The organism is Actinophytocola xinjiangensis, assembly GCF_001921215.1.
Taxonomy (GTDB): Bacteria; Actinomycetota; Actinomycetes; order Mycobacteriales; family Pseudonocardiaceae; genus Actinophytocola; species Actinophytocola xinjiangensis.
In genome coordinates this window covers 616334-628434 of the sequence record NZ_MSIF01000002.1, presented here as the reverse complement: position 1 = coordinate 628434, position 12101 = coordinate 616334, and the positions used below count along the sequence as shown (strand labels likewise).

Here is a 12101-nt window from a genome sequence, read left to right as displayed (position 1 = left end):
GCTCGTGCGCGGCGCTAATCTCGGGTCAGCTCTTCTTGCGGGTGCGTCGTTTGGGGGCCTTCTCGGCGCTCTGCGCCTCTTTGTAGGCCTCTAGGACGTGGCCGGGAATGCGGCCGCGGGCGGACAGCTCGAAGCCGTTCTCCTGGGCCCACTCGCGGACCTGGCCGGCTTCCCCATTGGCGGCGCTGCCGTTGGCCGGGCGGCTGCCACGCTTGATTCGCCCGCCGGTGCGCCGGGCGGCGCCGACATAGTCGGCGAGGGCGGTGCGGAGCTGCTCGGCGTTCTCCTCCGTGAGATCAATCTCATAGTTGGCACCGTCCAGTCCGAACAGGACGGTGGAGATGTCGTCGGAAGCCACACCGGTCAGATCGTCTACCAGTTGGACGAGAACTTTCTGCGCCATCGAGGGAGCCCTTCTGAGATGCTGTCGCGAATGCGACTATCAGTTGCGCAACATTAGCAAGCGCCCGGCAGTATTCCAAGCAGGGGGACGAAGATCAAGAGCCAGGATTTTATTTAGCCGTTCAACGATTTGACGTCACGGTGGCTACGGAGAGTGCAACAGTCCGAGATGGACCATCGCGGGGCAATACGATCGAGGAATCGAGCGGCTCCAGCGGGTCCGGCGGCGTTGTCGTCCGGTGACCGGACAGCACACCAGGGTTCGATGATGCCACTGGTTTTCTGCCTTGACCAGTCGTTCCTGCTCATCGGCCGATGCCGTTAGCCTGAATGGGCCCGCACGCGGGGTGGTTGGTTTCCCGATTCCCTCGTTCGGACCACGGGGGCCGCGCCCGGTTCGTCCGTGGTTTCCCGGACAGTCCCGGCGTCTGGGCGACTTGTTCCGTTTGCGCTCGGAGCGTGACGCGGAGGGCCCAAATCGAGGCTCCAGCGTGACACGGACGGTATCGCTCGTCACACCGAACCGGATTCTGGCGCCGTTTTCCCCGGGTTCGGTCCCGACCCGGCGAACCAATCCCCCGCGCGCGGCGGGTCGAGCGACGCAATGCCCGGGCTCGACCAGCCAATGACCACCGGCAACGACCGTGGCCGCCATACCAATCCGCGCCCGAATGCCGGCGCCGGCCACCCATTGACCCGGGCCCCTGGCGGGTATTCCGCGCCGGGGCCTCCCGCGCGCGGCGCGGGGTGGGAAAAGGGAAGCCCCCGGGGTGCTGCCAGGTCGGGGGTCCGCCAGCACCACGGGGGCAACAGGGACATCGCCGGGGAGCGCGGGGGTGTTACAGATCCTCTTTATGTTTCAGCGACGTGGACGGAGTGCCTGGTCAGACGGCTGCGGCCGAGGTCACGACGGTCGCCGGCGGAAACGCCGGGGCTGCTCCGGAACGCCCCAATCTGGTAGAACGTGTTCTAGATTGCGGCGCGAGGAGGTCCCGTGACCGACACCCCCGATGACGTGCTCGACGGACAGGTGTGGGCGGAGTTCTGCCGCGCCCTGGAACGCGCCGGGGAGGTCGTGCTGCGCGACACCGCGCCGGCCACCCCGCTCGACCGGGCCGAGGGTTACCGCTATCTGACCCGACTGCTCAGGGAAACCCTCTACGCGACGGTCGAGAACGCCGATCCCGACCGACCCCGGCTGCGGCAACCGGACCTGGCGAAGATCGGGGCCGATAATCCGGACAACGTCTACCTCTCGGCCACTATCCGTGGCGACCGGGCCTATCGGATCACCGGGCGCCGGGGTTCGATCGCCTACTTCAGCGTCGGTTCGAAGGCGAATCGTTATGCCAAGGACGGCACGATGGCCTCCACCGGTGAACTCTCCGACGCCGATCTCGCCGTCAATGACGACGGCACCGTCACGATCGTCGCGAGCGCCCAGCGGCGCCCCGGGAACTGGCTGCCGCTCGCGCCCGACTCGACCAACGTCGTCATCCGGCAGACCTTTCTCGACCGCACCCGCGAGGAACCGGGAAGCTGGCACATCGAGTGCCTCGACGACCCGCCGCCCGCGCCGCCGCTCGATCCGCGATTCCTGGCCACCGCGTTACGCCGCGCGGCCAGGGCCGTTCACGGAACGGCCGCCACCTTCGCCGGGTGGACCGAGTTGTTCATGTCCCGGCCCAACGAACTGCCCGACTTCGGCCAGGAGTTGTTCCAACGCGCCGGCGGCGATCCCCGAATCCACTACCTGCACGGCTACTGGCGCCTGGCGCCCGGCGAGGCCTGGGTCGTGGAGACCGAGGTCCCCGACTGCCCCTACTGGAACTTCCAGCTCGACAACTGGTGGATGGAATCCCTCGACCACGACCGCCGAATCACCGTCAACAAACACACCGCAACCCTCGACCCGAACGGACGACTCACGATCGTGGTAGCGGCGAACGACCCCGGCTGGGGAAACTGGATCGACACCTGCGGCCACACCAGCGGCACCGCCCTGCTGCGCTGGCTGGGCGCCACCGAACACCCGGTCCCCCGCTGCCGGATCGTCCGCCAGGAAACCCGGTGAACGCGCTCGCGGTCGACGGACTGCTGGCCGACGCGCGGGCCCGCACCGGCCTCGACGAGTTCGGCGACGACTGGTTCGTCGAACCGCTCTCGGTGCTGACCAACGCCCTGACCACCGAGGCCCGACTCTCCCCGCTGGGACTCGACCTGACCAGGCGGCGGCTGGTCGCGCTGCTCGCCGACCGGTTGCGCGCCGGACGAACCCGCCGCCGGCACCCGGAGATCGACGACGTCGAGGTCACCGTCGCGGCCGTGATCTGCGGACTGCCCAGGACCGGCTCCACCCTGCTGCACCGGCTGCTCGCCTCCTCCCCCCGGCTCACGGCCACCCTGTCCTGGGAGACCTCCTACCCGGTGCCCTTCCCCGGGGAGGGCAGCGACGCGGCCGAACGGAAACGGCGGGCGCGGGAACGCGCCGCCCTGTTCCTCCAGATGTCACCCGAGTTCGCCGACATTCACACGATCGAATGGAACGGTCCGGAGGAGGACGTCCTCCTTCTGGACCGCACCTTCACCTCGATGAGCTTCGACTCCTTCTACCACGTCCCCAGCTACGGCGACTGGCTGCGGCGCGCCGACCAGACCCCCGCCTACCGCGAACTGCGGGAGTGGCTGGCGCTGCTGCGGTGGCAGGACCCGGCCCGCGCCGGCCGCCGGTGGATCCTCAAGTCACCGCACCACCTGATGGCCACCGGCACCGTGCTGGACACCTTCGCCGGCAGCCGGATCGTCATGACCCACCGCTCCCCGGTGCGGGCCGTCCCCTCCTACGCCTCCATGGTCGTGTCGATGAGCGGCCAGTACAGCGACCACGTCGACCCGCACACCGTCGGGCCCTACTGGTCGGACCGGTTCGCCGCCACCCTGACCCGCTACGCGGCCACCCGCGACACCCGACCCGACCGCTACGTCGACCTGCGGTACCGGGACCTGGTCGCCGACCCCGCCGCCAGCGCCGCCGGCCTGCTCGACGACCTCGGCCTGCCGGCCGACGACGCCGACCGCGCCGCCTTCGCCGCCTACCTCGACCGCGACCGTGCCACCCGGCACGCCGCCCACACCTACACCGCCGAGGACTTCGGTCTCAGCGCCCACCAACTCGCCAGGGACTTCGCCGGCTACCGGGAGGGGACGTCGTGATTCTCGACGGGCAGGTCGTGATCATCTCCGGGGTCGGCGCCGGACTCGGCGCACGGCTGGCCACCCGCGCGGCCGCCGAAGGCGCGACGGTCGTGCTGGCCGCGCGCTCCACCGACGTGACCGGCGAGGTCGCCGGCCGGATCACCGCCGGGGGCGGCACCGCCATCGGCCTGCCCTGCGACGTGCGGCGGGCCCAGGACGTGGCGCGGGTCGTGGACACCTGCGTCGACCGGTTCGGCAAGGTCACCGGGCTGGTGAACTCTGCCTACTCCCACCCCGGCTTCCACGACCTGCTCGACACCCCCGACCGCCAGGTGCGGCGCTCGCTGGACATCGTGCTGCACGGCGCCCTCGGGATGACCCGCGCCGCCGTGCCGCACATGCCGGCCGGGTCGGCGATCGTCAACGTCGGCACCATGTCCACCCGCCGGCCGCTGCGCGGCGAGGCCGGCTACGCCGTGGCCAAGGCCGCCATGGCGTGCGCCAGCCAGTACCTCGCCCTGGAGCTCGGCGAACGCGGGATCCGGGTCAACCAGGCCGTTCTCGGCTGGCTCGACGGGCCGGGCGTGCGGTACTACGTCGAGCTGACCGCCGCCGAGCGGGGCGTGAGCGCCCAGCGGGTGCGCGACGAGATCGCCGCGCGCAACCCGCTGGGCCGCATCCCCACCGACGAGGCCTGCGCCGGTGCCATCCTGTTCCTGCTCTCCGACCTGGCCCGCGAGGTCACCGGCGCGGTGCTCGACGTCAACGGCGGCGAGTACCTGCCCTAGCAGACCCCCAGCTCGGCCAGCTTGGCCAGCACCGCGTCGGCGGCCTCCTCGGCGCTGCACGCACCGGTGTCCACGCGCACCTCCGGGTCCTGCGGCCGCTCGTAGGGCGAGTCGATGCCGGTGAAGTTCGGCAGCTCACCCCGGCGGGCCTTGGCATACAGACCCTTGGTGTCGCGGGACTCGGCCACGGTCAGCGACGCGTCGACGTGCACCTCGCAGAACTCGTCGGCCGCGACGATGCCCCTGGCCAGGGACCGTTCGGCGCGGAACGGCGAGATGAACGAGACCAGCACGATCAGCCCGGCGTCCACCATCAGCCCGGCGACCTCGCCGACCCGGCGCACGTTCTCCACCCGGTCGGCGTCGGTGAAGCCGAGGTCCTTGTTCAGGCCGTGCCGCACGTTGTCGCCGTCGAGGATGAACGTGTGCCGGCCCTGGGCGTGCAGCCGCTGCTCGACCAGGTTCGCCACCGTCGACTTGCCGGCCCCGGACAGGCCGGTGAACCACACGACACAGCCCCGGTGCCCGTTGAGCTGGGCACGCTTGGTCTTGTCGACCGTCAGGTCCTGCCAGCGCAGGTTGGTCGCGCGACGCAGCGCGAACCGCACCAGCCCGGCGCCGACCGTGGCGTTGGTCAGCCGGTCGATGATGATGAACCCGCCCAGATCCCGGTTGTCCCGGTAGGGATCCATCGCGATCGGCTGATCGAAGTGGACGTTCGCCACGCCGATCTCGTTGAGGTGCAACGTCTTGGCCGCCAGGTGAGCGCCGGTGTCGACGTCGACGCGGTGCCGGGGGGCCTCCACCGTCAGGCCGACGGTCCGCGCGCCGATCTTGGCCAGGTAGCGCCGGCCGGGCAGCATCTCCTGCTCGCCCATCCAGATCAGGTCGGCCTGGCAGGCGTCGGCCACCGACGGGTCGTCCCCGCCGGTGAGCACCGCGCCCCGGCTGACGTCCAGGTCGTCGGCCAGCACGGCGGTCACCGACTGGCCCGCGCCCGCCTCGTCGAGGTCGCCGTCGAAGGTGACCAGGCGCTCGATCGTGGTCCGCTGCTCCCCCGGGTAGACCCGCACGGTGTCGCCGACGCGCACGGTGCCGCCCAGGATCGAGCCGGACAGGCCGCGGAAGTCCGGGCCGGGCCGGTTGACCCACTGCACGATCATCCGGAACGCCGCGTCGCGCCGCAGGTCCTCGGCGTCCACCCGCTCCAGCCAGTCGAGCAGGGTCGGGCCGTCGTACCAGGGCATGGTCGTGGCCGGGGTGACGACGTTGGACCCGTCCAGCGCCGAGACCGGCACGCAGGCCACCTCGTCGATGCCGATCCCGGTGGCGAACGTCCGGTACTCGGCGGCGATGTCCTCGAAGGTCTTCTGGTCGTAGCCGACGAGGTCGATCTTGTTCACCGCCAGCACGACCCGGCGGATGCCCAGCAGCGACACGATGTGGCTGTGCCGGCGGGTCTGGCGCAGCATGCCCTTGCGCGCGTCGAGCAGGATCACCGCCGCGTCGGCCGTGGACGCGCCGGTCACCATGTTCCTGGTGTACTGCTCGTGGCCAGGGGTGTCGGCGACGATGAACGTGCGGGCCTCGGTGGCGAAGTACCGGTAGGCGACGTCGATCGTGATGCCCTGCTCGCGCTCGGCGAGCAGGCCGTCGACCAGCAGCGACAGGTCCAGTTCCGAACCACGGTGCTTCGAGTCGGCGGCCAGGGTGGCGAGTTGGTCGGCGTGCAGTTGGCGGGTGTCGTAGAGCAGGCGGCCGATCAGCGTGGACTTGCCGTCGTCGACGCTGCCACACGTGATGAAGCGCAGGAGGCTCATGACAACCCCTCGCAGGCTCGGTGTTGCCGCTCGCGGTCGCCCTGCGCCTGATGATTCGCTACGCAAGCTCCGCTCATCAGAAGTAGCCCTCCCGCTTCTTGCGTTCCATCGACCCCGACTGGTCGCGGTCGATCACCCGGCCCTGGCGTTCGGAGGTGGTCGCGCCGACCGTCTCCTCGATGACCTCGCGCACGGTGGTCGCCGTGCTGGGGATGGCGCCGGTGAGCGGGTAGCAGCCCAGCGTGCGGAACCGCACGGTCACCACGCGCGGGGTCTCGTCGGACTCCAGCGGCAGGCGGTCGTCGTCGACCATGATCATCGTGCCGTCACGGTCGACGACCGGGCGCGGCGCGGCGAAGTACAGCGGCACGACCGGGATCGACTCCCGCTCGATGTACTGCCAGACGTCCAGCTCGGTCCAGTTGGACAGCGGGAACACCCGGATGCTCTCCCCCGGCGCCTTGCGCGCGTTGTAGAGCCGCCACAGCTCAGGACGCTGGGCGCGCGGCTCCCAGCGGTGGTCCGCGGTGCGGAAGGAGAACACCCGCTCCTTGGCCCGGGAGGCCTCCTCGTCGCGGCGCGCGCCGCCGAAGGCCAGGTCGAAGCGGTGCTTGTCCATGGCCTGGCGCAGCCCCTGGGTCTTCCACAGGTCGGTGTGGGTGGCCGAGCCGTGGGTGAACGGGTTGATGCCCTGGGCGAGGCACTCCGGGTTGTGGTGCACGATCAGGTCCAGGCCGTGCTCGGCCACGACCCGGTCCCGGAACTCGATCATCTCCCGGAACTTCCAGGTGGTGTCGACGTGCAGCAGCGGGAACGGCGGGCGCGAGGGGTAGAAGGCCTTCCTGGCGAGGTGGAGCAGCACCGAGGAGTCCTTGCCGATCGAGTACAGCAGCACCGGTCTCTCGCTCTCGGCCACCGCCTCGCGCATGATGTCGATGCTCTCGGCCTCCAGCCAGTCCAGGTGTGTCCACACCCGAGCCATGCTAGTGGCCCCCGCTCAGGGTCGCGGCCGGGCGCCGATGCCGGTCAGCGAGCGGACTTCCAGCTGGTCAGCGAGCCGGGGGTCGGGGCGGTCGCGACCAAGGACGGTGCCGAGGTAGCCGAGCAGGAACGACAGCGGGATGGACACCAGGCCGGGGTTGCTCAGCGGGAACAGGTGGAAGTCCACGTTCGTGAAGATCGAGTTGCTGGCGCCGGAGACCACCGGGGAGAACGCGATCAGCAGCAGGCACGAGCCGAGCCCGCCGTACATCGAGAACAGCGAGCCGGTGGTGCTGAACCGGCGCCAGAACAGCGTGTAGAGGATCGTCGGCAGGTTGGCCGACGCGGCGATCGCGAACGCCAGGGCCACCAGCGAGGCCACGTTCTGCCCGAGGGCCAGGATGCCGCCGAGGATCGACAGGCAGCCGATGACCACCGCCGTGATCCGCGCGACCCGCAGCTCCGCGCCCGGTTTCGGCCGGCCGCCGCGCAGCACGTTGGCGTACACGTCGTGGGCGAAGGAGGCCGAGGCGGTGAGCGTCAGGCCGGCGACCACCGCCAGGATCGTGGTGAACGCGACGGCGGCGACGATCGCCAGCAGGACCGCGCCACCGACCTCGAAGGCCAGCAGCGGCACCGCGGCGTTCTCCCCGCCGGGCGCGGAGATGATCGCCGACGAGCCGACGATCGCGCTGGCGCCGTAGCCGATGACCAGCGTGGCGAGGTAGAACAGGACCATCGCCCAGAGCGCGGAGAGCACCGAGCGGCGGGCCTGGAAGGCGTCGGGCACGGTGTAGAAGCGCATCAGCACGTGCGGCAGCGCGCCCGCGCCCAGGACCAGCGCGAGCGCCAGGGAGACGAAGTCGAGCCGGCTGGTGGGGCTGGCGCCGTACTGGGTGCCGGGGGCGTGCATGGCGGCGCCGTGGCCGTTGCCGGCGGCGGCCCGGTCCAGCAGCGTGGTCAGGCTGAAGCCGAACTTGCCGAGGATGAACACGCTGAGCATCAGCACGCACACCAGCAGCAGGCTGGCCTTGATGATCTGCACCCAGGTGGTGCCCTTCATCCCGCCGACCAGCACGTAGACGATCATGATGACGCCGACACCGGCGATCACCAGCGCCTGCCCGCCGGTGGAACGCACGTCCAGCAGCAGTGAGACCAGCACGCCGGCCCCGGCCATCTGGGCGATCAGGTAGAACGCCGAGATCACCAGCGTCGAGTACGCGGCGGCGGCGCGGACCGGGCGCTGGCGCATCCGGAAGCTGACGACGTCGCCCATGGTGAACCGGCCGACGTTGCGGAACCGTTCGGCGATCAGCAGCAGCGGGATCAGCCAGGCGACCAGGAATCCGATCGAGTACAGGAATCCGTCGTAGCCGTGGACCGCGATCGCGCCGGCGACCCCGAGGAACGACGCGGCCGACAGATAGTCCCCGGACAGCGCGACGCCGTTCTGCACGCCGGTGAAAGCGCTTCCGGCGGCGTAGTAGTCGGCGGTGGAGGTGTTGGCGCTGCTGACCCGGTACACCACGAACAGGGTGACCGCGACGATCGCCAGGAAGATCGCCACGTTGAGGATCGGGTCGCCGTTCACCGGTCGACACCGGCCCGTTCCCGCAGCGACGCGACCATCGGATCGGCCTTCCTGCGGGCGAAACGCGCGTACCGCGACATGATCAGGACCGTGCTGGCGAACTGCGACAGGCCGAGCAGCAGACCGGCGTTGACCGAGCCGAACACCGGTGTGGCCATGAGGTCCGGCGCGTAGGCGGCGAGCAGGACGTAGGTCAGGTACCAGCACAGGACCAACGCGGCGAGCGGAAACACGAACCGGAGTACCCGGCGGCGCAGCGCCAGGAATTCCGGGTGCGCGTGGATCGCGGCGAAGTCCGGTTCGCCGGACTCGTCGACGAGGTAATCCTTTTCCGGCACCTGGGCAAAGGAAGACATTCGGGTCATGCAGGTGCCTCCGCGATGATCTCCAGCGCGCCAACCTGGTGTGGCGACGAAAGCGTAGCCACGACGTCAAGGCCGGCTCAGGGTCGGAAGACCCTGATCGGGAGCCCTACTATCGGTAGGCAACGGAGTGTGTTCGACCGGTGGCGTAATCAGCTCTTGTACTCATTGTCACGCTCTCCCTAGGTTTATGAAAATCGTCGCACCGGCCACGCGTCCGGCCGGGTGGATCTCCCGCGAGGTGCAGCAGCTCGTGAACGGGGCATGGTGGGCCGCCGTCGTGCAGTGGCGCAACTGGCCGCTGCTGGTGAAGCTGGGTGTGGTCCTCGTCGTGCCCGTGGTCGGCGCGCTGGTGCTGGGGGTGCTGCGGGTCTACCAGGACGTTCGGCTGGCCGAGAGCTACCGCGACATCGAGCGGGTCGCCGCGCTGCGCGTGGACCTGGGCCACACGCTGACCGCCGTCCAGCTGGAGCGCACCGAGGCGGCGCGCGGCGGGCCGAACATGGCGCTGCTGGCCGAGACCACCGACGCGGCCATCGACCGCACGCGGGACACCCTGGGGCGCGCGCCGGAGCTGGCCGAGGAGGTGTCGCTGCGGTACCGGGCGATGACCGGGACCCTGGGGCTGCTCGACTACACCCGCGACCGGATGATCAACGGCGGTGACCGCACGGTCATCCTCAACGCCTACAACGCCGTCACCCAGGCGATCCTGGACTTCGACCGGGCGCTGGTCGGCCGGTTCCCCGACGAGCAGCTCACCGGGACCTCGATCGCGCTCAACGAGTTGCAGGGCATGCGCGAGCAGATCGGCGTGCAGCACGCCACCGGTCTGCTCGGCCTGGCCGACGGCCAACTGACCGCCGTCGAGGGCGCGCCGATCGTCGAGGCCGAACTGCGGCTGGACGACAACCTCGGTGACTTCGAGGCGGTCGCCCCGCCGGCGATGGTCGGCCGCTACGGGCGCACGGTCACCGGCAGCGCGCTGGCCGACCGGCGGGTGATGACCGACGCCGTGCGGGCCGGCACCGCGCGGTTCGACACCGACCAGTGGCACGCATCGCTGTCGACCTCCGGCGACCTGATGCGCCAGGTCAGCGAGGACGAGGCCCGCCGGCTGCGTGCCGAGTCGGGGCGGCTGGCCGAGTACATCAGCAACCGCGCCGGGGCGGAGTCGGTGCTGCTGCTGACCCTGGTCCTGCTGGCGGCCGGGATCGGCGGCGGGCTGGGCCGGTACCTGGTGCGCTCGTTCGGCACGCTGCGGCGCACGGCGCTGGAGGTGGCCGCCACCCGGCTGCCGGAGGCGGTGGCGGCCATCCGGGCCGGCGACACCGGCCAGGCGGCGATCCAGCCGGTTCCGTTGCGCACCACCGAGGAGTTCGGCCAGCTGGCGCGGGCGTTCGACGCGGTGCACTCCCAGGCGGTGCGTTCGGCGGCCGACGAGGCGAACCTGCGCCGCGACCTGAGCAACATCTTCCAGAACCTGTCCCGGCGCAGCCAGGGGCTGGTGGAGCGGCAGCTGCGGCAGCTGGAGGCGTTGGAGCAGAAGGCCGACGACCCCGACCAGCTGGCGAACCTGTTCCGGATCGACCACCTGGCGACCCGGATGCGCCGCAACAACGAGAACCTGATGGTGCTCTCCGGCGCGACACTGTCCCGCCGGTTCACCGAACCCGTTCCGCTCTCGGACGTCCTGCGGGCCGCGGTGTCCGAAGTGGAGCAGTACCAGCGCGCGCTGATCCGGTCCGCACCCGGCCTGCGGATCGTCGGCTACGCGGCCGGTGACCTGATCCGGTCGGCGGCCGAGCTGATCGAGAACGCCACCACGTTCTCCCCGCCGCAGAGCCAGGTGGTGATCGAATCCACCGAGCGGGCCGACGGGTCGCTGCGCGTCGAGATCCTCGACCAGGGTGTCGGGATGGGCGACGCGGAGCTGCGTACGGCCAACGAGCGGGTGGCCGCTGGCGGTGGGGCCGGGGTGCCGATCTCCCGGCAGATGGGCCTGTTCGTCGTCGGCCGGCTGACCGCGCGGCACGGGATCACGGTCGCGCTCGGGCGCCGTGAGGGTGCCGGGCTGTGTGCGGCGGTGACCGTGCCGGCGACGCTGGTGACCCACGACGAACAACCGGTGCCGGCCCTGACGGCGCACGCCGGGCCGGTGGCCGACCGGCTGGAGCTGGCCGGGATCCACGTGCGGCTGCCGGAGTTCCCGTCGGCCCGCACCCCGGCGTCGATCCTGTTCACCGCGCACACCCCGGTCGACTCGCCGGCGCCGGCGGCCGGTGGGTTCACCTGGCTGCGCGGCCCGGCCGGCGCGCCCGGGGTCGCCCCGGTCGCACCGGCCGCCGCGCCGGTGGCGTTGGGGCCCAACGGGTTGCCCAAGCGGGTACCGAAGGGTCAGTTGCTCGCCCCGCCGGCACCGCCGGTCGCGCCGCCGTCCGGTGGTGCCCCGGCGCGGGACCCCGCGCGGGCACGCGGGTTCCTCAGTGCCTTCCAGGCGGGCGTTCGTGATGGCCAGAACCAGAAGGGGGAGGCATGACCGGAACTTCCGAGCAGGCGCACCACATGGGGCAGTTCGGCTGGCTGGTGAACAACTTCGCCGACAGCGTGCCCGGGGTGGCGCACGCGGTGGTGGTGTCGGTGGACGGGCTGCTGCTGACGTCCTCGGCCGGTCTGCCGGCCGAGCGGGCCCAGCAGATGTCGGCGATCGCGGCGGGCATCGTGAGCCTCAACCTCGGGGCGGCGCAGTGCCTTGGCGCGGAGAAGGTGATCCGCTCGGTGATCGAGATGGACCACGGCGCGCTGTTGCTGATGTCGGTCAAGGACGGTTCGTGCCTGGCTGTGCTGGCCGACCGGGACACCGACATCACGCAGGTCGCCTATGAGATGACGGTCCTGGTGGACCAGGTCGGGCAGATCCTGACGCCGCAGCTGCGGGCGGCGTTGGCCGCCGGGTAGC

At 70.8% G+C, this 12101-nt stretch carries 10 protein-coding genes; 5 read left to right on the top strand and 5 right to left on the bottom strand.

Features of this window, described 5'->3' with window-relative positions; translation table 11 throughout:
• Positions 1 to 25: 25 nt before the first annotated feature.
• The gene (locus BLA60_RS07595; RefSeq protein WP_075131995.1) at positions 26 to 403 is read right to left on the bottom strand and encodes a histone-like nucleoid-structuring protein Lsr2; all 378 of its coding nucleotides are present in this window, start codon (positions 401 to 403) and stop codon (positions 26 to 28) included.
• A 993-nt stretch (positions 404 to 1396) separates the two neighbouring features.
• On the opposite strand from BLA60_RS07595, the gene BLA60_RS07590 reads away from it, so the two are divergent.
• Genes BLA60_RS07590 through BLA60_RS07580 form a run of 3 tightly spaced genes read left to right on the top strand, consistent with a single transcriptional unit; the run spans position 1397 to position 4385 of the window.
• A complete protein-coding gene (locus BLA60_RS07590; protein ID WP_154814185.1) occupies positions 1397 to 2476 on the top strand; it encodes a DUF1214 domain-containing protein in 1080 nt (359 codons plus the stop codon).
• Entirely contained in the window at positions 2473 to 3615 is a 1143-nt protein-coding gene (locus BLA60_RS07585; protein ID WP_075131994.1) for a sulfotransferase family protein, read from the top strand. The genes BLA60_RS07590 and BLA60_RS07585 overlap by 4 nt, the downstream gene beginning before the upstream one ends.
• Positions 3612 to 4385, top strand: a complete 774-nt coding sequence (locus tag BLA60_RS07580; RefSeq protein ID WP_075131993.1) for an SDR family oxidoreductase — start codon at positions 3612 to 3614, stop codon at positions 4383 to 4385. The genes BLA60_RS07585 and BLA60_RS07580 overlap by 4 nt, the downstream gene beginning before the upstream one ends.
• On the opposite strand, the gene cysN is transcribed toward BLA60_RS07580, so the two are convergent.
• The 4 genes from cysN to BLA60_RS07560 form a co-directional block, all read right to left on the bottom strand.
• Positions 4382 to 6205, bottom strand: coding sequence for a sulfate adenylyltransferase subunit CysN (cysN, locus tag BLA60_RS07575; protein ID WP_075131992.1), 1824 nt, complete (start codon positions 6203 to 6205; stop codon positions 4382 to 4384). The genes BLA60_RS07580 and cysN overlap by 4 nt on opposite strands.
• 76 nt (positions 6206 to 6281) lie before the next feature.
• The gene (gene cysD / locus BLA60_RS07570) at positions 6282 to 7178 is read right to left on the bottom strand and encodes a sulfate adenylyltransferase subunit CysD (RefSeq protein WP_245811866.1); all 897 of its coding nucleotides are present in this window, start codon (positions 7176 to 7178) and stop codon (positions 6282 to 6284) included.
• 24 nt (positions 7179 to 7202) lie between these two features.
• Positions 7203 to 8780, bottom strand: a complete 1578-nt coding sequence (locus BLA60_RS07565) for a solute symporter family protein (RefSeq protein WP_075131990.1) — start codon at positions 8778 to 8780, stop codon at positions 7203 to 7205.
• The gene (locus tag BLA60_RS07560) at positions 8777 to 9118 is read right to left on the bottom strand and encodes a DUF485 domain-containing protein (RefSeq protein ID WP_245811865.1); all 342 of its coding nucleotides are present in this window, start codon (positions 9116 to 9118) and stop codon (positions 8777 to 8779) included. Before BLA60_RS07560 ends, BLA60_RS07565 begins: the two co-directional genes overlap by 4 nt.
• A gap of 277 nt (positions 9119 to 9395) precedes the next feature.
• Between BLA60_RS07560 and BLA60_RS07555 the strand changes: the two genes are divergently transcribed.
• Positions 9396 to 11681, top strand: a complete 2286-nt coding sequence (locus BLA60_RS07555) for a sensor histidine kinase (protein WP_162292916.1) — start codon at positions 9396 to 9398, stop codon at positions 11679 to 11681.
• A complete protein-coding gene (locus tag BLA60_RS07550) occupies positions 11678 to 12100 on the top strand; it encodes a roadblock/LC7 domain-containing protein (RefSeq protein WP_075131988.1) in 423 nt (140 codons plus the stop codon). Before BLA60_RS07555 ends, BLA60_RS07550 begins: the two co-directional genes overlap by 4 nt.
• The last annotated feature ends 1 nt before the right edge of the window (position 12101 follow it).